Raw genomic sequence first — 22326 nt, 5'->3', positions numbered from 1 at the left:
GCCGCCCTCGTGGCGGAGGTAGGCGAGGCCGCCGAGGGTGTCCATGTAGACGCCTTCGAGCACCCCACCGGCGGGGACACGGCACCCGAAGTCACGGACCACCTCCCCGACGACGGGGGTGTACACGGGCATGCGGGGGCAACTGGGCATGGGGGCTCCATTGGTCGCACAGGGTCCCGGATCTCTCACGGGGTGTAGCCATCGTGGCCCGCCGACCTCTACTATCGGAAGCCATTCCCACTTGACAGATTTCTCCATGGGATTCAGGGATCGAAGAGGTCTGATTGTGCGTGAGGCGGAGCTCAACCCATCGACATCTCCACTGGCGGCCTTCGGTGTCCAACTCCGCAGGTCAAGGAAAGCGATCGGGCTGAACCAGATCCAACTGGGACAGCGGACGGGGCTGAGTGACAGCCAGATCTCGAACCTCGAACGAGGGACACGCAATCCCACACTTGACTGGGTACAGAGCGCCGACAAGGTACTGATGACCGGTGGGACTCTGGAACTCATGTACTGGAGCCTGAACGGATCCTCACTGCTGGAGGGCTTCCCGGAGTACGCGGCGTACGAGGCGAAGGCCGTCGAGCTCCGACAGTTCGAGCTCGGCGTCATCCCCGGGCTGTTCCAGACGAAGGCCTACGCGGAGACCCTGGCCGGCGCAGATCTGCGGCGAGGGGTCATCACCGATGAGGAGGCCGAGGGGAGAGTCTCCTACCTGCTCTCCCGTCAGCAGCGTTTCGGAACCCGGGATTCGCCTCTGGTTCACGCGGTGCTCGATGAGAGCTGCCTTCGCCGACTGGTCGGCGGAACGCGGATCATGCGGGAACAACTGGACCATCTCGCCGAGTTGGCCGACCAACCCAGGACTATCATTCAGGTGGCGCCGTTCTCGATGGGCGAGCGTCGAACCCTCGCATTGCCGCTGGTTCTGCTGACCATGGCTGACCGCAGCATGCTCGGGTACACCGAGTCTCAGGAACGCGGCTTTCTCACCAGGGAATCCACAACGGTCACGATGTGGGCCAGGGACTACGATCGGCTCCAGGTGGGAGCCAGCTCGGATGTGGCCTCCCTGGAAGCGATCCGCGCAGCCCGGAAGGACCTCCGACCATGAGCAGCACCATCCCCGTAGACCTGACCGGCGCCGTCTGGGTCAAGTCCAGCCACAGCCAGAACGGCGGGAACTGCGTTGAAGTCGCCGCAGGATTCTCCGGCGCCGTCCCGGTCCGCGACTCCAAGGACCCTCAGGGCCCCGCGCTCGTCTTCTCGGCCGACGCCTTCGCCTCGTTCGTCGACGCCGTCCGGTCCGGCGAGTTCGGCACCGCCTGACAACCGCTCCCCCGCCGGCCCCGACCTGCGCAAGTGGTTGAAGTGCTGTCCGAGAAAGCCTCCCTGGCCTCCACCCAGAAGGCTCGAAAGGAGCTAGCCCCATGAACCCCGAGCTGTCCAACGCATCCTGGTTCACATCGTCGCACTCCAACAACGGCGGTCAGTGCGTAGAGGTCTCCGCGAGCTTCCCCGGTACCGTTCCCGTGCGCGACTCCAAAGACCCCCAAGGCCCCGCGCTCATCTTCTCGGCCGACGCCTTCACGGCCTTCGTCGACGCCGTCCGGTCCGGCGAGTTCGGCACCGTCTGACAACCGCTCCCCGACGGCTCCGCCCGGCACGACCGGGCGGAGCCGTCGTGCCCTCCCGTCAGGCCGCCCGCCAGCCGGGGGCGTACTCGATGTGAAGCATCCCGGGGTCCGTCTTCGCCTGCGTCCAGAAGCCCTTCCCGCGGCTCTGACCGGGCTCGTGGTCCAGCTCGACGCAGTAGTGAACGCCCCCCGAGTACCCGGCCGCCGCCGCGGGCCCCTCAGTACCGAGCGACCTGACCAGCGATCCCGACCAGCGGAACGCCTCGGCGGTCCCCGAGACGAACAACGTCCGCGCCGCGATGGCGAAATGCAGCCCGTCCCGCCACTCGGCGTGGCGGTGGCGCGCGTAGTCGATCCCGTCCTCCGCCGGGAAGTCCGTCTCCGGGATGTCCACGGTGTGCGGCGCCCCCGCGCCCAGCCGGGCCCGGACCTCCTTCCACCGTGAGGGCGGCAGGCCCACACCGTGCTGGAACAGGACGAGGTCCAGCCCGAGCCCGTTGTGCACCCAGTCCGACATTCCGACCGGTCCACGGGCCCAGGCCCGGAGCGGCAGGTGGACCAGCGAGCGCCGCGAGCGTGCGGCCAGCGCCCAGGCCGTGGCCAGGACCCCGGCCCCCGCGCGGTCGGCGTACAACTGCATCGAGAACTGGCTCTCGTACAGCGCGGCCCGGCCCTCCCGCGGGACGGCGGACACCACCCGGTACTCCCCCCGCCCCGTCCTGACCCGGTGGATCGTGGTCCTCAACTTCACCGCGCAGCCCGCATTCGTCCTCCGACGCTCCCGCCCCCGGTCCCTTCCGGAGGACGCGGCCTTTCTACCTCGCGCCACGGGCCCCTGTCGCCCGCATTTCCGCGCCCGCACGTACCAGGCGCACCGCACTCCCCCTTCACGGCGTTCCGCCCCGCCGGATGACACCCGGCGGGGCGGAACGGACCGGCAGCACCCTCGCGGCGCGGGCGGTCGCCTCTGAACAGGACCTCGACGGCGGAAGGTCAGACCTTGCGGATGTTGTAGGCGATGCCGCTGCCGGCGCAGCCGCTGGTGCTGACGGAGCCGGAGACGACCCAGCCCGCCGGGATCGGCGAGAACGAGCACACGGTGGCGTAGGTCTGCGTGGTGATCTTGGCGATCGAGTACGCGTAACCGGTGCCCGCGCACCCGCCACTGCTGTACGAACTCGTGATCACCCAACCCGCCGGAATGGGCGACATCGAACACACCGTCGCGTTCGTCTGGTTGGCGACATTGGCGATCGAGTACGCATAGCCGGTGCCCGCGCACCCGCCACTGCTGTACGAACTCGTGATCACCCAACCCGCCGGGATGGGCGACATCGAACACACCGTCGCGTTCGTCTGGTTGGCGACATTGGCGATCGAGTACGCATAGCCGGTGCCCGCGCACCCGCCACTGCTGTACGAACTCGTGATCACCCAACCCGCCGGGATGGGCGAGAACGAACACACGGTGGCGTAGGTCTGCGTGGTGATCTTGGCGATCGAGTACGCGTAACCGGTGCCCACACAGCCACCGCTGCCGTACGAACTCGTGATCACCCAACCCGCCGGAATCGGCGACATCGAACACACCGTCGCGTTCGTCAGCCCGGTCGTATCGGCGATGGTGTACGCGACGCCGGTACCCGGACAGCCGCTGCTGCTGTACGAGCTCGTGATGACCCACCCCGTCGGGATGGGGGAGTTGGAGCACACGGTCGCGCTGCCGGCGAGCCGCTGCGGGGCCGCCTGGGCCTGCGCGGTCGCGGCGGTCATCAGGCCCAGCAGGAGCAGCACGGCCGTCACCAGATTCGGGACGTGAGTGCGTAAGGTCTTCATGGTCGGCCTCGGATCTACTCGACGCTCTACGGCTACGTTGATGCAGCTGAGATGAACCATTCGCGCACTGCCCGTTCATCTCGGCCGAAATGGTGTCAGAGCCGATCCGGCGGCACCAGAGCGCCTCGGACGGCCTCCGAGGGCGGCGGGCTCCTGCTGGGCCGGATGTCCGCGTCCACGGCCGCCCCTGGGAGGTGGCAGCCGCCCTGCGGGTCCGTCGAGCCGCCGGGCCCGGGCGAGCCGCTCGACACGGCCGCGCTGCGGCGCAACGCCGCCCGGGAGTTGGCCGGGGAGACCGGTGTGCCGAGTTGGCGGACCTCCGCGGGCCGCACGCGGACTTCCTGGAGCCGGCCGTGCGGCGGTTCGGGCGCCGGGAGGGGTAGCCGTCGTCGTCGCGCGGCGGGCAGCCGGCAGCGGTCCGGTTCCGGAGCCGCCGGGGCGGGCAGGAACCCGGCGGGTGGGTGGGGTTCAAGGGTGGGCGGAGATCGGGGGCGCCGATGATGTTCGGATATTCGGACGAATGGTGGGTCCTGCTGTTCGTCCCGGTGGTGCTGTGGGTGCCGCTCGGCCCCTTCGCCATGGCTGCCACGGGCGTGTGGTGCGCCCGCCGGCCCGGGCGGCGGGCACCACGCCTCTGGTCGCTGCTGCTCCCGGCGGTGCCCGTCGCGGTCTCGGCGACCGCCATGGTCCTGCCCACCGACACCTGGAACGAACCGGGCCGGCTGGACGACCTCCTCGGCTACCTCGCCGTCTACGTCGGCGCCCTCACCGTGCTTCCCTGGCTGCTCGGCTACGGCCTCACACGGCTGGCACGCGCGGTGCGCGCGGGCCGGCACGAGGACTGCGCCGGGCCTTAAGGGCGCTGCGAAACAAGCCTGTTGGCGACGACCGGACGTACTCCCACTGTTCCGATCGATGGCCCACGACATAGTGTGCGTGGTGCGAACGAACTGATCTTCCGGGGGGAGGGACCGGTACCGTCCGGCGCGGTCGCATCTCCTCCTGGCCATCGTCGTTTTCGTCTTCGAGGGCACCTTCGCCTCCGTCAAACTCGGTCCCGTGTGGGCCTTCTGGCTGATCGGCGGCACCATCGCCGTGCTGGCCCCGGTCGCCTACTGCGCGTTCAGGAGCTGGTCCAGGGTCGGGCCCGCCGGGGTCACCATCTGCTGGGGCATCGGGCGCGGCCGCACCTACGCCTGGCAGGAGGTCCAGTGGATCGACACCCGTGAGACCGACAGCCGGTACGGGTCGTCGACCGTGGCCCGGATGTTCCTCAGGGGCGGCCGGCGGCGCTCACTGCCCGGGCTCCAGCACAGCGACATGTACCCCGACCCCGAGTTCGGCGCCGACTGGTGGCGCGTCGTCGACTGGTGGGAGCTGAGCACCGACCAGGGCGCACGGGTCCGACCGCCGAAAAGCCTCCGGGACCGGATCTCGCCGGTGATGCTCGGCTTCGTCCTCGCGGTCGTCTTCGCGGTGGTCGTCGCGGCCGTCATGATCCTCGTCGGCTAGGTCCGCGCCCCGGCCCGCGTCCTGCCCGTCGTACGGGAACTCGCCACCCCGGCAGTCTCGTTGATCCGACGCACGGACGGCTGGAACAAGGGGGCCCGATGGACATTCCGCTGGTGGACGCGGTCGCGGCGGTACGCGACGAACTGCTGGAGGCGGTGGCGCGCGGGGCGGGACAGGACGTGGTGTTCGCCGTCGGCCCCGTGGAGATGGAGTTCGAGGTCGAGCTGAGGGCCGACGCCAGGGCGAAGGCGGGCTTCAGGCTGTGGGCGGTCGGTGCGGAGACCGAGGCCGGGGTGTCGCGCGGCCGCACGCACCGAGTGTCGTTCACGCTGACGCCGCGCGCGGCCCACGGCGGGGACCTGCTGGTCAGCGGATCCGCCGACCGTCCCGACGGGCCCGGCGACACGGGCGACCGCATCCCGGACTGAACGCGGCGGGTCCGAACGCGGCGGCACCGGGCGGCGCGGGGGGCCGGGGGCCGCCGGCTCACCCCGTCGTGGCGCGGACGTAGATATCGGCGGCCCCGGGAAGCCCGCCCGGCACGGTGGCGACGTAGATCCGGCGGACCGTGGAGGGGCGCGCCGGGGTGGCGGTCGCGGCCGGGCCGGTCGGCGACTGCTCGGGAGCCGGGGTCGGGGACGGCTCGGACGTCGGGGACGGTTCGGTCGAGGGGGACGGCGTCCCCTGGGCCGGGTCGGGCACGTCGGCCGGGAAGGCCGGGGCGAAGCCGTCCTCGCCCTCCGGGCCGGCGGCGAGGCCGGCCTCGACGGTGACCTCGGATGCGGGCGTCTCGGTGGGCACACCCGTGGGAACCGGCCCGGTGCCGTCGGAGGTGTGGACCGGCGCCGGGGCGGGGGTCGTCCCGGCGGACACCGGGGCGGACGACCCGGCGGACGGATCGACGGACGGATCGACGGACGGGTCCGCGGACGGATCGGCGGGCACCGTCACGAACGGCTCGAAGAGTTCGGCGGCGAGGTCCGGCTCGTCGCCGCCCAGCGCCTCCGTGAGGTCCGGGGGCAGCGCGGTCGTCGGCCCGGGGGCGGGCAGGTCGTAGGTGCGCAGGAAGTCGCCGACGCCGACCTCGCGCCCCCCGCCGAGCCGGTAGTGCAGGTACGCGACGGGGACGCCGTCCGGCGTGTGCGTGTACACCGCGCCGACGGGCACGTAGTAGCGCCCGGCACCGGGGTGCTGCGAGGGGTGCAGGCCGGCGAGCAGCTCGGCGCGGTCCCGGTCGGTCTCGACGACACCGCGACCGAGGGTGAGGGCGTTGACGCCGCGGACGGCGAGGGCCGCCATCACCGCGACGAACAGGACGAGGCCCATCGCGATCGTCCGGCGCAGCACGGGGCGGCCGTGCAGCGCCGGCCACGAGTCGCTGGACATGCGCTGCTCCGGCGACAGCCCGCGGTCGGGCCCTCGTTGGCTCACTTTTCCTGCTCCCCCGGTCCGTCGGCGTGGCGTCGCGGCGTCGCGTCGCCACTCGTATTGCTCGACGTGGACCCTACGCTCGAAGTTCCGAGTCGGACCAACCAGCCTGATCAGCCCAGATATGCCGGGGCCACCGCCGCGTCGAGCAGACGCCGGGCGGCGCCCGTGCCGTCGGCGGGGGCGGTCCACAGATCGGCGCCGAAGTCTCCGGGGAGGGCGTAGAGGAGGTTCCCGTCGTCGGCCCAGACGGCCTGGTCGTCGATGCTGCGCTGCTCGGCGGTGGCGGTCTCGGTCATGGTGGCGAGGTCGAGGACGTAGAGCCGCCAGGGGGCGTCCTCGGACACGCCCGGGACGCGCTTCTTGTAGGCGATCCGGGTGCCGTCCGGGGAGAGCGAGGGGCACTCGACGTTCTGGTGGAGGGTGGTGAGGGTGCGGGCGCCGAGGTCGCCGCGGACCAGGTACGTCCGGCCGCCGGTGGCGACGGTCGCGTAGAAGGCCGTGTCGTCGGCGAAGGTCACGCCCCAGACGTTGACGTCGGCGGCGCGGTACGGCTTGCCGTCCTTGATCACGTCGAAGGTCTCCAGGTTGTCCCGGAGGTTCCCGTCGCGGACGTCGACGATCGCCGTGCGGGTGGAGAAGTCGGTGCCCGCGTAGGAGTCGCCGCTGACGAAGACCGTCCAGGCGACGAGGTGGCCGGACGGCGATACCCGGGAGCGGGTCGGGATCCCGGCGGCGGGGAACGAGCGCAGCTCCCGGAGGTGGTCGTCGAGGACGACGGCCCGGTAGGTGTCCTGGAGTGCCCCGCGCTCCGCCTGGAGGCAGATGCCGGTGCCGGCGGCGGCGTGGAAGCGCAGGCACTGGACGCCGGAGGCGGTGCGGGGGCCGTCCGGGCGGTCGGCGGGGACGGTGGCGATCTCGTCGCGGTGGGGGCCCCAGGCCATGTTGCGGAAGGCGAGCTGCCGGGAGGCGGGCGTCCGGAGGGAGACGTCGCCGCGGGTGACGACCGGGCCGTCGGGCCGGGCCCGGTCGCGCTCGGCGGAGCGGTCGGCGGCGTAGCGGACGGCGCCGGTGCCGACCGCGCCGAGGAGGACGACGGCGGCCAGCAGGATCAGCACCCTGGTGCGGTTGCGGAGCGGGGTGGCGGTCACGAGGGCACCTCGGGGTCGGTGGCGGCGGGAGCGGGGGTCGGGGTGGGGCCGGGGACCGGGGTGTGGCCGGGGGCCGGGGCCGGACCGGCGGGGCCGCTCGGCGGTTCGCGGAGGACGAAGGCCGCACCGGCCGCACAGCAGGCCAGCGCACCCGCCGACCAGGCCAGCGCGGCGGTGCCGCCGACCACGCCCCAGAGCGCGCCGAACGCCAGCGAGCAGGCGAAACGGGCGAGCGCCTGGCCCGTACCGACCAGGGCGAGCCCCGCACCGCGCTGCCCGGGCGGGACGGCGTCGGCCGCGGCGGCGGCGAGCACGCCGTCCGTCGAGGCGTAGAACGCGCCGTGCAGCACCAGCACGCAGACCACCGCCGGCAGCCCGCCCAGCGGCGAGAGCAGCAGCCCGTACGCGAGCAGCAGGACGCCGTGACCCGCCAGGAAGAGCCGGCGGCGGCCGATCCGGTCCGCGAGCGCGCCGAGCGGGACGGCGAGGAGGAGGAACGCGGCGGCGGTCCCGAGCGGGAGCAGCGGGAAGTACTCCGTGGCCAGGCCGAGGCGGCGCTGCACGAGCAGGTAGAGGAAGGAGTCGCTGACCGTGGTGAGGCCGAGGAGCACCGCGCAGAGGGTGAGCCGCCGCAGGTCGGGCCTGCGGAGCAGCGCGAGGCCGTCCCGGAGTCCCGGGGAGCCGGACTGCGGCCCGGACGGCCCGGACGGCGGCCCGGCGGCGTCGGGGCGGTGCGGCACGAAGAGCAGCAGGATCAGCACGCCCAGCACCGCGACGCAGGCGCTGACCGCGAACACCGCCTGGAAGCCCTGCTGCCGGCCGCCGTCGGCCAGCAGCGGACCGCCGGCCGTCCGGAGCACCAGGAAGGCGGTGAGCGGTCCGAGCAGCGCACCGGCCGTGTCCATCGCCCGGTGGACGCCGAACGCCCTTCCGCGGTGGGCCGGTTCGGTGGCCAGCGAGATCATCGCGTCGCGCGGCGCGGTGCGCAGGCCCTTTCCGGTGCGGTCGACGGCGAGCACGGCGCCGATCAGCGGCACGGTGTGGACGAGCAGCAGGAGCGGCTTGCAGAGCGCCGACAGCCCGTACCCGAGCGCGGCGACCGCCTTGTGCCGGGGTGCGCCGTCCCGGCCGCGCCGGTCGGCGAGGTGGCCGCCGGCCAGGCGGACGAGCGCGCTGAAGCCGTTCTGGATGCCGTCCAGCAGGCCGAAGCCGAGCGGGGAGAGGCCGAGCCCGGTGAGGAGGTAGAGCGGGAGGACGGCGCTGACCATCTCGGAGGACACGTCGGTGACCAGGCTGACGGTGCCCAGCGCCAGCACGGTGCCGGGCACGGCGGCCCGGGCCGCCCGGCCGGGGCGGCCTACGGCGTCGGCGGCATCGGCGGTGTCGGCGGTGTCGGTGCCGTGGGCCGCGCCGGTGTCCGGGCCGGTGGCGGTGTCGGCGGCGGCCTCCCGCCGCCCCGGCCGGGTGGCGGCCGGGGCGACGGGGGCCTTGGAGCTGCGGGAGTCCGCGACGTACACGGGTGTCAGTTCCAGATGCCGGTGATGGTGGCGGCGGTGGCGGCGTTGCCCGCGTGGGTGGTCAGCCCGGCGAGGTCCTCCAGCGTGCGCAGCACGCTGTAGTGGTTGTAGGTGGTGGCGGTCGAGGAGCCCGGGGTGACGTGGGCGCCGTAGAAGATGGTGGGGATGCGGTTGCCGGAGAGGCGGTTGTCCTCGTCGAAGGTGACGACGAGGATGCTGTTGTTGCTCTTGGCCCAGGTGGCGTAGGCGCCGAGCTTGTTCTTGATCCAGGTGTCGCCGGTCGAGACCGAGCAGTCGTGCATGTCGTTGCAGAGGTCCGGCACGACGAAGGAGACCTTCGGCAGGCTCGCGAAGTTCGTCGGGAACTGCGTCATCGTGTAGGCGGTGTTGGTCGGCACGTTGCTGAAGCCGAACCACGGGTTGTGCTTCTGCGCGTACTTGCCGCTGGAGCAGACGGTCGAGCCCTGGCTCGGCAGGCCCTCGTTGTAGCTGCCCCAGGTCTTGCCGGCGGCGATCAGCTCGGAGGCGAGGTTGGCCTTGTTGATCGAGCCGACCGGCACGCAGCTGTCGTCCGTGCGGCCCTGGTTGGAGCCGGAGAACAGCTGGTAGTAGTTGGGCTCGCTGGGGTGGGTGAGCCCGAACGACTGGGTCAGGTTGGCGCCGCCGGCCTTCAGGGTGTTGTTGATGTACGGCGCGCCGGAGCTTCCGATGATCTGCGAGTAGGCGTGGTTCTCCAGGACGACGACCACCACGTGGTCCGGGGCCGGGAGGGCGGCGGCGTGCGCGGCCGTCCCGGTGGCGACCCAGAGGCCGAGGGAGCCGGCGACCAGGCCGATGCCGGCGCCCAGGGCGGTCAGGGTGCGGCGGCGGGATCTCCCGTGGGTTGCGTTCATGACAAGCGTCTCGGGGGTCCGGGGCGTCTCGGACATGGGTGTCCTCCGTGCGTCGGGGGCGGCCGGGCCGGGGAGGTGGCCCGGCCGCGAGGGGGAACCGGCGGGGAATACCCGATGGGAAATCACCGGGCCTGAGCGCCGCAAACAGTAGGAGCGGGACGGTGGCGTGGGCTCCGGCCGCGACATGAAGAGCAGGCGAACAGCGATCGCGCCCCACAGCCGAAGGTCAAGCGCAGGTCACAGCCCCGCCGATTGACCCGTCCGTGACGGCCGTGGTGGGATTTCCGCAGCCCCCATCGCCCTGACGTGGGCGTTCGGGCCGCCGACGGCCGGACGTTCACCGACCGCCACGGGTGGTCGCGGACCGTCGCCGGCCCGCACGGGGCCCGGATCGGCCCGCGCCGCCCCGGATCGGCTCGCAGCGGCCGGCGGACGGGTGTCGGGCGGATGACGCGGAGAAGTCGGACGTGAGCAGGGCGTGAGATGGACGTGAGCCGGTCGTGAGCGGTCCGGTCGGGAACGGTTCGGGCGTGGGTGCTTCCGGGGCGCGCGCGGAGCCGCCCTCCTGCGCGCCTGCCTGCTCGTGCGCGGGGGCGTGCGCGCCGGACGCGGGCGCACCGACCCCAGGCGCACCGGGAGCGGGCCCACCGGACGCGGGCGCGCACGTGTCCGACGCGCCTGGCGCCGGAGAGGCACGCCCGGGAGTCACCGCCGCCGGGCCGGGAGCCCTGGTCGTCGGCGTGGGCGCGCGCGGCTCGGCCACGGCGGCGGAGCTGCTCGGGCTGATCCGCCGGGCACTGGCCGAGGCAGGGCCGCCCGGCACGCCCGTCGCCCTGATCGCCACCCTCACCGGCAAGGCCGCCCACCCGGCCGTCCGCCGGGCCGCCGCCGCACTCGGCGTCCCGGTCGCCGAACACCCGGCCGACGCCCTGGCGACCGTCCCCGTACCGCACCCGTCCGCCGTCGTCGGCGCGGCGGTGGGTACGGCCGGCGTGGCCGAGGCGGCAGCACTGGCGAGCGCGCCCGGCGGGGAACTCGTCGTGCCCAAGCGGAAGTCCCCGGCCGCGACGGTCGCCGTCGCCCGCCTGCCGCGCCACCCCGCTCCCCCGCCAGCCCCCGCAGGAGATCCGCCCATGACCCCCGCATCCGGCTCCACCCCCGGGCCGCACACCCCCTCCGCCGCCGAGCCCTCCCCCGCCGGAGCCGCCGAGGCCGCCAAGGCCGCCAAGGCCGCCGAACCCGATCTCCGCCACCACGGGGACGCCGAGGTGCGCGCCGCCGGACCCGACCTGGTCGACCTCGCCGTCAACGTCCGCACCGGCACGCCCCCGCAGTGGCTGCGCGAGCACCTGGCCGCCACCCTCGCCGACCTCGCCGCCTACCCCGACGGCACGTCCGCGCATGCCGCCGTCGCCGCCCGGCACGGCCGCCCGGTCGACGAGGTGCTGCTCACCTCGGGCGCCGCCGAGGCGTTCGTCCTGCTGGCCCGCACCCTGACGGCGCGTCACATCGTTGTCGTGCACCCGCAGTTCACCGAGCCGGAAGCCGCGCTACGGGATGCCGGACACGCCGTGCACCGCGTCCTGCTCTCCCCCGCCGACGGCTTCCGGCTCACTCCGGACGCCGTCCCCGAGGCCGCCGACCTGGTCGTGCTCGGCAACCCCACCAACCCGACGTCCGTCCTCCACCCGGCCGCCGCCGTCGCCGCCCTCGCCCGACCCGGACGCACCCTGGTGATCGACGAGGCGTTCATGGACACCGTGCCCGGCGAGACCGAGTCCCTGGCCTCGTCGGCCCGCGAGCTGCCCGGCCGGGTGGTCGTCCTCCGCAGCCTCACCAAGACCTGGGGCCTGGCCGGCCTGCGGATCGGATACGCGCTCGGTCCGGCCCCGCTGATCGCCGGCCTCGCCGCCGCCCAGCCGCTCTGGCCGGTCTCCACCCCCGCCCTGGCCGCCGCCGAGGCCTGCTCCACCCCGGCCGCCCTCGCGGAGGCCGAGGAGGCGTCGCACGAACTGGCCCTCCGGCGCGACCACCTGCTCAAGGGCCTCTCCGCCCTGCCCGCCGTCCGGGTGCACGGCGAGCCGGCGGCGTCGTTCGTCCTGATCGAACTGCCCGGGGCCGACACCGTCCGGACCGCGCTGCGCGAGCGCGGCTTCGCCGTCCGCCGGGGCGACACCTTCCCCGGCCTCGGCCCGGACTGGCTGCGCATCGCCGTCCGGGACGAGCCGACCACGGACCGGTTCCTCGCGGCACTCGAAGCGGCACTCGAAGCGGTGACCGGCCGCTGACCGGGCGCTGAGCTGGCTCTGAGCCCGCGGCCGAGCGGAGCGGCGACCGGGCAGTGATCGAGTCGCGAACGGGCGGGGGCGGGGGCGGGCGCGAGCGGGCGGGCGGGGGCGGGCGACTACCGGTCCGGTCCGCCCCCGGGCGTGCGTTCCACCGAGGCCGCCACGTCCGCCAGGTCCTTGGCGATCGCCTTCGCCGCCGCCTTGGCGCCGATCCCGCCCAGCAGCCGCGCCAGGAACGGCAGCTTGTCGCCGTGCCGGGGCCGGGCCGAGAAGGTCATCGTCACGGTCGTCCGCCCGGGCGTGCGCTCCACGAGCCGGAACTCCGACACGTAGTGCATCCCCGCGTTGTCCGCCTCCGCGACGTACCGGACCGGGGCGTCGCACACCGTCACCCACATCTCCTCGGTGGCCGACTTGCCCAGCATCCGCCGGGTCTCCCGCCAGCGCGTCCCCACGCCGAACGGGCCCGGCGTGAGGACCTCCACCGAGTCGACGCCGCTCAGCACCTGCGGCATCGACTCCAGGTCGGTCATCGACCGCCAGACCCGGTCCGCCGGGGCCGCCATCTCGCGCGCCACCGAAACATCACGCTGTCCCATGCTTCGCAGTCTCCCCCCGGACGCGCCGGCCCGCGCGGCGTCGCCCGCCGGGCCCGCCGGCGGGGAGTGACCACCGTCACAACGGGCGCGTGTCACAACCCGCCGGGCTGTCCCGTCAAAGGTGTGTCCCGACAGACGACGGCAACGGAGAACACCATGGAAGCCCGCCTCAACCCCTTCACCAGCCCGGTCCTCGGCAAGGTCTTCAAGCACATCATCGCCGCGGGCAAGGTGCTGGAGGACTCGACCCTCCCCGCCACGACCCAGGAGCTGGTGAAGCTCCGCGCCAGCCAGATCAACAGCTGCGCCTTCTGCACCGACATGCACTTCAAGGACGCCGTGCACGCCGGGGAGTCCGCGGAGCGCCTCAACCTCGTCGCGGTGTGGCGGGAGGCCACGGTGTTCACCGAGGCCGAGCGCGCGGCGCTGGAGCTGACCGAGGAGGCCACCCGCATCGCCGACGCGGCCGGCGGCGTCCCGGACGAGGTCTGGGAGAACGCCGCCAAGCACTACGACGAGGAGCAGCTCGCCGCCCTCGTCGGCGCCATCGCGATCATCAACGCCTTCAACCGCGCGAACGTCCTGCTCAAGACGCCGGCCGGCGACTACCGGCCCGGCCAGTTCAACTGACCGGTACCGCCGCCCACCGGCCGCCGGCCGGGCCGCGCCCTCGTCCTCGTCCTGCCTCCGGGGTGTCCCCGGGTGCACGCGGAATCACCCGCGGGCACCCGGGAGGCACCCGCGAGGCACCCGGAGCGGCCCGTCAGCGACGCAGGCGGGCGTTGAGCCGGGCGGCCCGCCGGGTCAGGTGGTCGCGTTCGGCGAGGTCGGGCGCCTCCCGGGCCGCCTCGGCGTACAGCCGCGCCGCCGTCGCCAGGTCACCGTCCCGCTCGCGGAGGTACGCGGCCACCGCCGTGTGGCGGGGCAGGGAGTCGTCCAGCTCCGCGAGGGCCGCCAGACCGGCGCGCGGCCTGTCGGCCTCGCCGACGGCCACCGCGCGGTTCAGCCGGACGACCGGGCTGTCGGTCAGGCGCACGAGCTCGTCGTACCACCCGACGATCTGCACCCAGTCCGTCTCTCCGGCCGTGGGCGCGTCGGCGTGGAGTGCCGCGATGGCGGCCTGGGCCTGGAACTCGCCCAGCCGGTCCCGGGCCAGGGCCGCCTGGAGGATCGCGACGCCCTCGGCGATCGCCCCGGTGTCCCACCGGGTGCGGTCCTGCTCGGCGAGCGGCACCAGGCTGCCGTCGGGTGCGGTCCGGCCGGCACGCCGCGCGTGGTGGAGCAGCATCAGCGCGAGCAGACCCGCCACCTCGGGGTGATCGATCCGGGCCCCGAGCTGCCGCGTGAGCCGGATCGCCTCGGCGGCGAGGTCGACGTCCCCGGAGTAGCCCTCGTTGAAGACCAGGTAGAGGACGCGCAGCACGGTGGCGACGTCCCCGGGCCGGTCGAACCGCACGCCGGAGACGGTGCGCTTGGCCCGGCTGATGCGCTGCGCCACGGTCGCCTCGGGCACCAGGTAGGCCCGGGCGATCTGGCGGGTGGTGAGCCCGCCGACGGCGCGCAACGTGAGCGCGACCGCGGACGAGGGCGTCAGCGACGGGTGGGCGCACAGGAAGTACAGCCGGAGCGTGTCGTCCAGCGCGGGCGCGGGCCCCGGCTCCGGCTCCTCGTCGACGAGTTCCTCCCGCCGGCGGCGGGCCGTGTCCGCCCGGGTCGCGTCGAGGAACTTGCGCCAGGCCACGGTGACCAGCCAGCCCTTCGGGTCCGCCGGCGGCCGGGCGGGCCAGCCGCGGACCGCCTCGACCAGCGCCTCCTGCACGGCGTCCTCGGCCGCCGCGAAGTCGGCTCCGCGCCGGACGAGGATCGCGAGCACGCCAGGGGTGAGGTTCCGGAGCAGGTCCTCGTCCACCGGGGAGGTCACTCCGTGACGGTCGGCGGCGCGGACAGGAAGGGGCGCAGTTCGAGCCACTCGTGGATCGGCTTCCCGCCCGCCCCGGGGGCTGCGGACAGCTCACCGGCCAGCTCGACGGCGCGCTCGTAGCTGTCGACGTCGATCACCATCCAGCCGGCCACGAGGTCCTTCGTCTCGGCGAACGGGCCGTCGGTCACCGGCGGGCGGCCCTCGCCGTCGTAGCGCACCCACGCGCCCCCGGGGGCGAGCGCCTGGCTGTCGACGAACTCGCCGGACTCCTCCAGGCGGGCCGCGAAGTCGCGCATGTACTGCACGTGCGCCGAGATCTCCTCCGGCGTCCAGTGCTCCATGGACACGAAGTCGTCCGGGACCGGAGCTCCGCGGTAGTGCTTGAGCAGCAGGTACTTGGCCATGACGTCTCTCCTCGGTGCTGTGCGACCCATTGTGGCCGCGTCCGCCCCTGGGACGGAGCCGGCCACGGGTTCTCGACATCGCCGACGGAAATTTCTCCGGGTTCTTCCGGGCTCCTCCGGGCACGCTCCGCCACGCCCGGCCACACCCGGCCACACCCGCGCCTCGGCACGGCCCCGGTGACGCCCGGGCCCGCCCCGTCGCCCGCGGCCGCGCCGGGGCCCGCCCGACACGCCGGGAGCTGCCCGACGGCTGCCGGCGAGGTCGCTCACCGGGTGGCGCGCGGCGCCGACCGGTCCGCGGCTCACGCGGCGGCCGCCCACTCCCGGAGGGTGGCGAAGTCGCCGCCCCGCAGGCCGAGCTTCGGATCGACGTGGAGGGCGAGGGCCCGTCCGGGGTGGTGGTCGGCTATCCACGCGGCGTCCTGCGGTCCCAGCTCGTCGTCCACCCAGACGAACGGGCGGCCGGCGGCCCACGCCACCAGTGCGCGGGTCTTCCAGTGCAGGCCGTCCGGGTCCTCCTGGTGGAGCTGCGGCCAGGCGACGTAGGGGAGTTCGGGCAGGCCGAGGAGCGGGGCGATCCAGGTGTTGGCCTCCGCCATCCAGGTCGTCGCCCAGACCAACTCGTAGGGGAGGGAGAGGAGTTCGGGGCCGTGGTCGGGGTTGATCCAGAGCCGCAGCGGCCGGACGTACTCGGCGGGCCGCTGCGGGAACCGGGCCACCCACGAGTCCGGCTTGACGCGGTGGGTGCCGTACCCGGCAGGCCGCTGGTGGGGCTTGGCGGCGTACGGGTTCAACGGCCCGTCGACGTCGAGGAGAAGCAGCGGGAGCGGCGTCGTCATGACGGCATCGTCGCGCACGGAGGACGAGTTGACGACCCGTGTCACCGGCGGGCGTCACGGGTCGCCCGGCCCCGGAGCGGGGGCGTCGGCCACGCGCCCCGGGCTCCCCGGCCCCTTCCGCCCGGCATCCGGGCTCCGCGGCTTCTGGGACAGGATCGGGATATTGCGCGGACCGGGCCGTGAACGGCCCGGACCTACGGTGGTCGCACCGGTGAACCGCACCGGTGGACCGACCCGGGAGCCCCGTATGCGTACGCGCCGCCTCGCCCTCACTGCCGCCGCCGTCGCGGTGCTCGCCGCTGCCGCCACCGCCTGCGGACCGGAGAACGGCGACGGGGGTTCCGCCGAGGCGAGCCCGGTGGCCACGGCCGCCGCCACGGCGGCGGCCACGCCGACCGCCCCCGCCGCCGCGCCCTCGAAGGCGACCTCGCCGTCCGGCAGTGCGTCCGCCTCCACAGCGACCTCCGCCTCCGCCGCTGCCTCCGCGCCCGGGACGAAATCCGGCTCCCCGGGGCAGAACTGCGCCACGAAGGACCTCACGTTCACCACCAGGACCGAGTCCCAGGCCGGCGGGTTCATCCTGATCACCGCCAAGGCCAGGCCTGGCGTCAGCTGCACACTCCCTGGCCCGCACGCGACCATCGCGTTCGGCTCGGGCGGTATCGAGGCCGTCAACGCCGAGCAGGCCGTCGGCACGCCGATCACCCTCGGCGGGGACAAGGTGGCGTACGCGGGCGTCAACCCCAAGAGCACCAAGGGGAACCAGGAGATCGAGTTCACCGACGTCATCGTCGCCGTCGGCAAGGCCGACCCGGACCCGGTCAGCCTCCCGGTCGGTCCGACCAAGGTGGACAAGCCGGTGGTCACCAACTGGCACACCGTTCCGAAGGACGCCGTTCCCGGTATCTGACGGTGGCCCGCACACCGCTCTCGCCCGGCCCGCCCGGGTCGACAGACTCGACCGGGTCGTAGGACGCGGTGCCGAACGCCAGGTGCCCCGACCGTGGGGGCGGGGCACCTGGTCACGCTGCGGTCGTCGCGCCGATGTGACTACTCGGCGGCGCGACGGCGGCGGGAGACGGCCACCAGGGCCGCACCGGCGGCGACGGCCGCGGCGGCGCCGCCGGCCTCCCAGCGGACACTTTCGTCCACGCCGGTGGCGGCGAGCGGGCCGGAGGTCTCGGCCGCGGTGCCGGTGGTCGCGGTGGTGCCGGTGACCTTCGCGAGTGCCACGGCGGGCACCACGGCCGGGGCCGGGTTCGCGACGGTGCCCGCGCCGCTGGCGGTCTGGACGGTCTGACCGGCGTTCTGCCCCTGGACCGGCGAGGTCGGCCTGGCGGCGGCCGCGTTCGCCTCGTCCTCGGCGCGGGCCTTGGACCAGCCCTCCTTGAGGAACGCGAGGACGTCCGCGTAGCTGCCCTCCAGGGCGGCGCCCGCGGCCTTCTTGACCGCCGGCCCGCCGGTCTCAAGGGCCTGGGAGACCTTCACGCGGTTGTCGCTCTCGCGCAGGCCCGCCAGGTCGACCTCAAGGAAGCGGCGCAGGTCGGCGGGCGTGCCGCCGAGGGCCTTCTGGGCCCCCGCGAAGACGCGCGGGCCGACCTCCTTGTCGGCGATGAGGATGAGGATCTCGACCCGGTCGTCCTCGGCGCGGGCCGTGTGCTGGCCCTCGGTGAGGAACTTGCGCACCGCCTCGGGGCTGCCGGTCCTGAGGGCCGCCTCGGCCGCCGCCTTCACCGCACGGCCGCCGACGGCGAGGACCTGGAAAGCCTTGACGCGGTCGTCGACGGCCCGCGCGTTCGGGAGGCCGACCTCCATGAACTGGCGCAGCTCGGCCGCCGTGCCGTTGACGACCTTCGCGGCGGCCTCGTGGACGCTGATGCCCGCGTCCTTGTCGGCCAGGATCCGCTGGACCTCGGCCCGGTCGTCCTCGGCACGGGCCGTGTGCTGACCCTCGGCGAGGAACTTGCGGACCGCCTCGGGGCTGTTGGAGCTCATGGCCTTGTTGGCCGCCGCCTGCACGGCAGGGCCACCGGCGGAGAGGATCTGGGCGGTCTTGACCAGGTCGTCGATGGACCGCGCACGCGGGAGGCCGACCTCCAGGAACTGACGCAGCTCGGCCGCCGTGCCGTCGACGACCTTCGCGGCGAACTCGTGGACGCTGATGCCCGCGTCCTTGTCGGCCAGGATCCGCCGGACCTCGGCCCGGTCGTCGTCCTCGGCACGGGCCACGAACTGGCCCTCGGTGAGGAACTTGCGCACCGCCTCGGGGCTGCCGGACTTGAGGGCCTTCTCGGCCGCCGCCTTCACGGCAGGGCCGCCGACGGAGAGGAACTGGGCGGCCTTGACGCGGTCGTCGATGATCCGCGCGTTCGGGAGGCCGACCTCCAGGAACTGACGCAGTTCGGCCGCCGTGCCGTCGACGACCTTCGCGGCGGCCTCGTGGACGCTGATGCCCGCGTCCTTGTCGGCCAGGATCCGCCGGACCTCGGCCCGGTCCGCCGCCTCCTGGGAGCCGCCGTCCTCCGTGGTGTCGGCCGCCGTGTCCGGACCGCTGACTCCGACGGGCTTCGGCTGCTCGGCAGCGGACGCCATCGACGGGAACAGGACGGTCGGAGCGAGTGCAGCCGCGGCAAGGACGGCGGACACCTTGGGCAACTTCATCAAGCAGACCTGTTTCTCGAGCGAAGAACACGGGGAGAAGTCGTGAGCCCGGTCAGCATAAGTCCTGTTGCATGGTTGTCATATCACCATTATTTAGCGGACGCGCTTCACGGCCGAGGCGCCGACTCTTCGCACACAGGCAATTCCGGACGTATGAGGACAGTCCCCCTCCCGGAGAAACCCCGAGGCCGGAGTTCCGGGCGGATGAACGGATGAACGTCTCTCCAACTCCCCCCTGCAGCCAGGTGACCCCGGCCGGAATCCCGCGTCCGGCGTCGGCGGAACGATCGCGGTCGACCGGTCGACCGGTCGTCCGGACAACGGGCGGGGCAGGGCGGCGGACGGGCCGGGCGGCGGTCAGGCCCGGACGGCGGACGGGGCGAGGCGACGCAGGCGGTCGCCGGTCTCCGCGTCACGCGCCGTCAGCACCACCAACTGCAGCCCGCCGGACGCCTGCAGCACCACCTGGTCGATCCGCAGCATCCCCAACTCCTCGTGCAGCAGGTCCTTCTCCGCCCCGGCGCGCTCCAGCACCTGGTGCTCGTCCAGCCAGCGGTCCGCCTCCGGGTACGCCGCCCGCAGCCGCCTGATCAACCGGGCCAGCGGCCGCGCCGCCGGCGCACCGTCGCCGCCGCGCTCGGCGTAGGCGGAGCGCAGCTGCGCCATGGTCCGGCGGGCATGGTGCTCCCAGTCCACCGTCCGGGCGCGGTGCAGGGGGCTGGCGAACACCACCCAGGCCAGGTTGCAGTCCTCCGGCTCCCGGCCGGACAGCCCGAACAGCGCCTCCGCGCCCGGGTTCCAGGCCCGGACGGCCCAGTCCGCGTCCATCACGAACGCCGGCGCCGGCCACTGGGCGTGCATCAGCCGCAGCAGCGGCGCCGGCACGTCTCCCGCCGCCTCGGACCCCACCGCCCCGGGCGCTCCGGCCGCCCCCGGATGGCTCCCCGCCAACCGGAACAGGTACGCCGTCTCCGCCCGGTCCAGCCGCAACGTCCGGGCCAGGCTCGCCAGCACCTCCGGCGACGGGTTGATCGCCCGCCCCTGCTCCAGCCACGTGTACCAGGTCACCCCGACACCCGCGAGCAGCGCCAACTCCTCGCGCCGCAGCCCGGGGGTGCGCCGCCGCACCCCCGGCGCCATCCCGACGTCCTCCGGCGTCAGCCGGGCACGCCGGCTGCGCAGGAAGCTCGACAGCGCGTTCCGCCGCGTCTCCGCGTCGTCCATCCCCCCGCCCGTCCCTTCCCTGGTAGTCCCACTGCCAGTATCCACAGACACTGCCGCCCTCCGGACCGCCCCGCGAGGCTGAGGGCACCAGCCGGACGCACCACCTCGCAGGGAGACTTCCGATGACCCGTCACCTCCTCCGCACCGCCGCCGTCACCGCTGCGGCGGCCGGCCTCCTGCTCGGCACCGCCGGGGCTCTGCCGGCCTCCGCCCACGGCGGCCACGAGAGCCGGGGCCCGGCCGTGATCGCGGGCCACGCCCCGACCCTCGTCCCGGAGGGAGCCACCTGGGACCAGGACCGTCAGCGCTTCCTGGTCGGATCGCTGCGCCACGGCACGGTCTCGGTCGTCCGCCCGGGCGGCGGTGTCCGCACGCTGATCGACGAACCGGACACGCTGGTCTCGGTGATCGGCCTGCACGTCGACCGGGCCCGCGGCCGGGTCCTGCTGGCCAACGGCGACAACGGCCTCGGCACGCGCACCTCCGCCGCGACCGCCGGGCGGCTGGCCGGCCTCGGCGCCTACGACCTGGAGACCGGCCGGCGACTGTTCTACGCGGACCTGGCCGCGGTGGCGGGCGACGGCGGCCCGCACTTCGCCAACGACGTGGCCTTCGGACCGGACGGGACCGCGTACGTCACCGACTCGCTCGCCCCGGTGGTGCACCGGATCGGCACGGACGGCACGGCCTCGGTCCTGGTCCGCGACGCCCGGCTGACCCCGGCGCCCGGCGGCTACGGCCTGAACGGCATCGCCCTCCGGGACGGCCGGCTGATCATCGGCAAGTGGGACGACGGCACGCTCTGGCAGGTGCCGGTGCACCGGCCGGCGGACCTCCGCCCGATCCCGGTCACGGGAGGCCCCGGCACGGGCGGGCCGGGCGCGCTGCTGCACCTGGACGGGTTGCTCGGCCGCCCCGACGGCAGCATCGTCGGCGTGACCAACGGCCTGGCCGGCGCGGGCCGCGACGCCTCGGTCGAGCTCCGCTCCACCGACGGCTGGCGCACCGCCCGGCTCACCTCCGTCCGCCCCTCGGCCGACCTCCTGCCGACGGCCGTCACGCCCGGCCCCGGCGGCGGCGTGTACGCGCTCTCCGGCCGGCTGGACCTGGCGTTCGCCGGCACGCCGGGCGACACCTTCTCCCTGCGGCGGATCTGAGCGGGTCGGGCGGAGCCGGGGCGGAGCCGGGGCGGAGCCGGGCGGGGGCCCGCCGGATCCGCCGCGGCGCGTCTCGCCCGCACGGGTTACGGAGAACCGGAACTGACGCTCCGTGGCATAGATTCGCCCGTTACGAGCAGCAGTCCGCGCCGCGCCGTGCGGCCGACCCCGGGAGCGTCCGTGTCGATGCCCGTCTACCGCTACAAGCTCTCCGTCGACGGACGGGACCACCTCTTCCACGACGTCTCCGGGCTGGAGACGTCCTACGAGGTCATCGAGCACAGGGACGGCTCGGGAACCACCCACCTGATGCCCGGACAGCGGAGGACGGCCACGGTCTCCCTGCGCCGGGGCTCGGCCGACGGCTACCAGGCCCTGTGCGACTGGATCGACACGATCGGCCTCAACACGGTCGACCGGAAGGACGTCACGGTCTCGCTGCTGAACGGCCCCCGCACCCCGGCGGTGAGCTGGACGGTCACCGACGCGTTCCCGAGCACCCTCACCTCCCTGGTCCACGGCGACGGCGCCGACCGGCCCGTCATCGGAGAACTCGTCCTGCGGTCCCCCCTGGTCGTCCCGCGGTTCGGGGCCTGAACTCCCGACCCGCGGCCCCGGGCGAGGAGGCACGGCCGCCCCGGGGCCTGCGGATATCCGGTGGATCGGCGCGGGAGCCTCTGGTTGGATCCCGCCATGACCAGTGACCTCCCCGACAGCTACGAGATCTCCACCGACCCCGGGCGCCTCGACGGCGCGCTGATCCACCGGTGGCTGTCGGAGGACTCCTACTGGGCCCGGGGCCGCCCCCGCGAGAAGCAGGACTCCGCCGTCGCGGGATCGCTCAACTTCGGTGTCTACGACCGCGCCGCCGGCACCCAGCTCGGCTACGCCCGCGTCGTCACCGACCTGGCCACCTTCGCCTGGCTCTGCGACGTGTACATCGCCCCCGCCGCGCGCGGCAAGGGCCTGGGCACCGCGCTGGCCGCCGCCGTCCGCGACCACCTCGCCCCCTACGGCCTGCGCCGCGTCCTGCTCGCCACGGCGGACGCCCACGAGGTCTACGCCAAGGTCGGGTTCACACCGCTGGAGACACCGGAGAAGTGGATGGCCCTCGGCGAGCAGTGAACCGGCGAGCCGTGAGCCCGCGGGCAGTGCGCCCGCGGGCCGCCACGGCCGGGCGGCGGCACCGGCCCGAGACACGGGTCACGGGTCACGGGTCACGGGTCACGGGTCACGGGTCACGGGTCACGGGTCAC

At 74.0% G+C, this 22326-nt stretch carries 24 protein-coding genes; 12 read left to right on the top strand and 12 right to left on the bottom strand.

The genetic code is table 11. The annotated features are described in order from the left end of the window. Window positions 1–256 precede the first annotated feature (256 nt). From PUR56_RS10675 to PUR56_RS10665, 3 genes are all read left to right on the top strand, one after another. Window positions 257–1117, top strand: a complete 861-nt coding sequence (locus tag PUR56_RS10675; RefSeq protein WP_329948686.1) for a helix-turn-helix domain-containing protein — start codon at window positions 257–259, stop codon at window positions 1115–1117. After that, a complete protein-coding gene (locus PUR56_RS10670; RefSeq protein ID WP_329948685.1) occupies window positions 1114–1332 on the top strand; it encodes a DUF397 domain-containing protein in 219 nt (72 codons plus the stop codon). Before PUR56_RS10675 ends, PUR56_RS10670 begins: the two co-directional genes overlap by 4 nt. A gap of 101 nt (window positions 1333–1433) precedes the next feature. After that, window positions 1434–1640, top strand: coding sequence for a DUF397 domain-containing protein (locus tag PUR56_RS10665; protein ID WP_329948684.1), 207 nt, complete (start codon window positions 1434–1436; stop codon window positions 1638–1640). 58 nt (window positions 1641–1698) lie between these two features. On the opposite strand, the gene PUR56_RS10660 is transcribed toward PUR56_RS10665, so the two are convergent. After that, window positions 1699–2334: a hypothetical protein gene (locus tag PUR56_RS10660; protein ID WP_329883825.1), complete on the bottom strand. Its 636-nt coding sequence runs from the start codon at window positions 2332–2334 to the stop codon at window positions 1699–1701. 299 nt (window positions 2335–2633) lie between these two features. Next, entirely contained in the window at window positions 2634–3434 is an 801-nt protein-coding gene (locus PUR56_RS10655) for a hypothetical protein (RefSeq protein WP_329948683.1), read from the bottom strand. Between the two features lie 539 nt (window positions 3435–3973). Between PUR56_RS10655 and PUR56_RS10650 the strand changes: the two genes are divergently transcribed. The 3 genes from PUR56_RS10650 (at window position 3974) to PUR56_RS10640 (ending at window position 5416) form a co-directional block, all read left to right on the top strand. Further along, window positions 3974–4333 carry a hypothetical protein gene (locus PUR56_RS10650; RefSeq protein ID WP_329948682.1) on the top strand — a complete coding sequence of 120 codons (360 nt, stop codon included), beginning with the start codon at window positions 3974–3976 and terminating at the stop codon, window positions 4331–4333. Between the two features lie 202 nt (window positions 4334–4535). Then, entirely contained in the window at window positions 4536–4988 is a 453-nt protein-coding gene (locus PUR56_RS10645) for a hypothetical protein (protein ID WP_329948681.1), read from the top strand. A 98-nt stretch (window positions 4989–5086) separates the two neighbouring features. Then, window positions 5087–5416 carry a trypco2 family protein gene (locus PUR56_RS10640; protein WP_329948680.1) on the top strand — a complete coding sequence of 110 codons (330 nt, stop codon included), beginning with the start codon at window positions 5087–5089 and terminating at the stop codon, window positions 5414–5416. A 58-nt stretch (window positions 5417–5474) separates the two neighbouring features. On the opposite strand, the gene PUR56_RS10635 is transcribed toward PUR56_RS10640, so the two are convergent. The 4 genes from PUR56_RS10635 to PUR56_RS10620 form a co-directional block, all read right to left on the bottom strand. Beyond that, window positions 5475–6374 (bottom strand): hypothetical protein, encoded by a 900-nt coding sequence (locus PUR56_RS10635; protein WP_329948679.1) that lies wholly within the window; start codon window positions 6372–6374, stop codon window positions 5475–5477. A gap of 155 nt (window positions 6375–6529) precedes the next feature. After that, on the bottom strand, window positions 6530–7567 hold the full coding sequence (locus PUR56_RS10630; protein ID WP_329948678.1) for a TolB family protein: 1038 nt from the start codon (window positions 7565–7567) through the stop codon (window positions 6530–6532). After that, window positions 7564–9084: an MFS transporter gene (locus PUR56_RS10625; protein ID WP_329948677.1), complete on the bottom strand. Its 1521-nt coding sequence runs from the start codon at window positions 9082–9084 to the stop codon at window positions 7564–7566. Before PUR56_RS10625 ends, PUR56_RS10630 begins: the two co-directional genes overlap by 4 nt. Before the next feature lie 5 nt (window positions 9085–9089). Then, window positions 9090–9977 carry an alkaline phosphatase family protein gene (locus PUR56_RS10620; RefSeq protein ID WP_329948676.1) on the bottom strand — a complete coding sequence of 296 codons (888 nt, stop codon included), beginning with the start codon at window positions 9975–9977 and terminating at the stop codon, window positions 9090–9092. Window positions 9978–10642: 665 nt separating this feature from the next. Here PUR56_RS10620 and cobC point away from each other — a divergent pair. Continuing rightward, window positions 10643–12265 (top strand): Rv2231c family pyridoxal phosphate-dependent protein CobC, encoded by a 1623-nt coding sequence (cobC, locus tag PUR56_RS10615; RefSeq protein ID WP_329948675.1) that lies wholly within the window; start codon window positions 10643–10645, stop codon window positions 12263–12265. Window positions 12266–12381: 116 nt separating this feature from the next. Here cobC and PUR56_RS10610 read toward each other — a convergent pair whose 3' ends face one another. After that, entirely contained in the window at window positions 12382–12864 is a 483-nt protein-coding gene (locus tag PUR56_RS10610) for an SRPBCC family protein (protein WP_329948674.1), read from the bottom strand. 156 nt (window positions 12865–13020) lie between these two features. Between PUR56_RS10610 and PUR56_RS10605 the strand changes: the two genes are divergently transcribed. Beyond that, window positions 13021–13494, top strand: coding sequence for a carboxymuconolactone decarboxylase family protein (locus tag PUR56_RS10605; RefSeq protein WP_329880745.1), 474 nt, complete (start codon window positions 13021–13023; stop codon window positions 13492–13494). Between the two features lie 133 nt (window positions 13495–13627). Here PUR56_RS10605 and PUR56_RS10600 read toward each other — a convergent pair whose 3' ends face one another. From PUR56_RS10600 to PUR56_RS10590, 3 genes are all read right to left on the bottom strand, one after another. After that, window positions 13628–14773: an RNA polymerase sigma factor gene (locus PUR56_RS10600; RefSeq protein ID WP_329948698.1), complete on the bottom strand. Its 1146-nt coding sequence runs from the start codon at window positions 14771–14773 to the stop codon at window positions 13628–13630. An 8-nt stretch (window positions 14774–14781) separates the two neighbouring features. Continuing rightward, entirely contained in the window at window positions 14782–15189 is a 408-nt protein-coding gene (locus PUR56_RS10595; RefSeq protein ID WP_329948673.1) for a YciI family protein, read from the bottom strand. 302 nt (window positions 15190–15491) lie between these two features. After that, window positions 15492–16028, bottom strand: coding sequence for a hypothetical protein (locus tag PUR56_RS10590; protein WP_329948672.1), 537 nt, complete (start codon window positions 16026–16028; stop codon window positions 15492–15494). Window positions 16029–16275: 247 nt separating this feature from the next. Between PUR56_RS10590 and PUR56_RS10585 the strand changes: the two genes are divergently transcribed. Further along, window positions 16276–16938, top strand: coding sequence for a hypothetical protein (locus PUR56_RS10585; RefSeq protein WP_329948671.1), 663 nt, complete (start codon window positions 16276–16278; stop codon window positions 16936–16938). 140 nt (window positions 16939–17078) lie between these two features. Here the strand turns inward: PUR56_RS10585 and PUR56_RS10580 are convergent, their stop codons facing one another. Together PUR56_RS10580 and PUR56_RS10575 are read right to left on the bottom strand one after the other, a co-directional pair. Continuing rightward, a complete protein-coding gene (locus PUR56_RS10580) occupies window positions 17079–18689 on the bottom strand; it encodes an ALF repeat-containing protein (RefSeq protein WP_329948670.1) in 1611 nt (536 codons plus the stop codon). Window positions 18690–19046: 357 nt separating this feature from the next. Continuing rightward, entirely contained in the window at window positions 19047–19913 is an 867-nt protein-coding gene (locus PUR56_RS10575; RefSeq protein WP_329948669.1) for a helix-turn-helix transcriptional regulator, read from the bottom strand. Window positions 19914–20035: 122 nt separating this feature from the next. On the opposite strand from PUR56_RS10575, the gene PUR56_RS10570 reads away from it, so the two are divergent. The 3 genes from PUR56_RS10570 (at window position 20036) to PUR56_RS10560 (ending at window position 22195) form a co-directional block, all read left to right on the top strand. Beyond that, window positions 20036–21070 carry a hypothetical protein gene (locus PUR56_RS10570; RefSeq protein ID WP_329948668.1) on the top strand — a complete coding sequence of 345 codons (1035 nt, stop codon included), beginning with the start codon at window positions 20036–20038 and terminating at the stop codon, window positions 21068–21070. A 186-nt stretch (window positions 21071–21256) separates the two neighbouring features. Further along, the gene (locus PUR56_RS10565) at window positions 21257–21667 is read left to right on the top strand and encodes a phage tail protein (RefSeq protein WP_329948697.1); all 411 of its coding nucleotides are present in this window, start codon (window positions 21257–21259) and stop codon (window positions 21665–21667) included. Window positions 21668–21763: 96 nt separating this feature from the next. After that, window positions 21764–22195: a GNAT family N-acetyltransferase gene (locus PUR56_RS10560; RefSeq protein WP_329883478.1), complete on the top strand. Its 432-nt coding sequence runs from the start codon at window positions 21764–21766 to the stop codon at window positions 22193–22195. Window positions 22196–22326 lie beyond the last annotated feature (131 nt).

This window comes from Streptomyces sp. BE303, from assembly GCF_036290945.1.
In the GTDB taxonomy this organism is placed as follows: Bacteria; Actinomycetota; Actinomycetes; order Streptomycetales; family Streptomycetaceae; genus Kitasatospora.
The sequence above is the reverse complement of the archived record's forward strand: the minus strand, read 5'-3'. Positions and strand labels throughout refer to the sequence as shown.

Coding starts and splice junctions, on each gene's coding strand:
- PUR56_RS10675 (WP_329948686.1), top strand. CDS start 257: ATGGGATTCAGGGATCGAAGAGGTCTGATTGTGCGTGAGGCGGAGCTC.
- PUR56_RS10670 (WP_329948685.1), top strand. CDS start 1,114: ATGAGCAGCACCATCCCCGTAGACCTGACCGGCGCCGTCTGGGTCAAG.
- PUR56_RS10665 (WP_329948684.1), top strand. CDS start 1,434: ATGAACCCCGAGCTGTCCAACGCATCCTGGTTCACATCGTCGCACTCC.
- PUR56_RS10650 (WP_329948682.1), top strand. CDS start 3,974: ATGATGTTCGGATATTCGGACGAATGGTGGGTCCTGCTGTTCGTCCCG.
- PUR56_RS10640 (WP_329948680.1), top strand. CDS start 5,087: ATGGACATTCCGCTGGTGGACGCGGTCGCGGCGGTACGCGACGAACTG.
- PUR56_RS10635 (WP_329948679.1), bottom strand. CDS start 6,374: ATGTCCAGCGACTCGTGGCCGGCGCTGCACGGCCGCCCCGTGCTGCGC.
- PUR56_RS10620 (WP_329948676.1), bottom strand. CDS start 9,977: ATGAACGCAACCCACGGGAGATCCCGCCGCCGCACCCTGACCGCCCTG.
- PUR56_RS10610 (WP_329948674.1), bottom strand. CDS start 12,864: ATGGGACAGCGTGATGTTTCGGTGGCGCGCGAGATGGCGGCCCCGGCG.
- PUR56_RS10605 (WP_329880745.1), top strand. CDS start 13,021: ATGGAAGCCCGCCTCAACCCCTTCACCAGCCCGGTCCTCGGCAAGGTC.
- PUR56_RS10595 (WP_329948673.1), bottom strand. CDS start 15,189: ATGGCCAAGTACCTGCTGCTCAAGCACTACCGCGGAGCTCCGGTCCCG.
- PUR56_RS10590 (WP_329948672.1), bottom strand. CDS start 16,028: ATGACGACGCCGCTCCCGCTGCTTCTCCTCGACGTCGACGGGCCGTTG.
- PUR56_RS10585 (WP_329948671.1), top strand. CDS start 16,276: ATGCGTACGCGCCGCCTCGCCCTCACTGCCGCCGCCGTCGCGGTGCTC.
- PUR56_RS10580 (WP_329948670.1), bottom strand. CDS start 18,689: ATGAAGTTGCCCAAGGTGTCCGCCGTCCTTGCCGCGGCTGCACTCGCT.
- PUR56_RS10575 (WP_329948669.1), bottom strand. CDS start 19,913: ATGGACGACGCGGAGACGCGGCGGAACGCGCTGTCGAGCTTCCTGCGC.
- PUR56_RS10570 (WP_329948668.1), top strand. CDS start 20,036: ATGACCCGTCACCTCCTCCGCACCGCCGCCGTCACCGCTGCGGCGGCC.
- PUR56_RS10565 (WP_329948697.1), top strand. CDS start 21,257: ATGCCCGTCTACCGCTACAAGCTCTCCGTCGACGGACGGGACCACCTC.
- PUR56_RS10560 (WP_329883478.1), top strand. CDS start 21,764: ATGACCAGTGACCTCCCCGACAGCTACGAGATCTCCACCGACCCCGGG.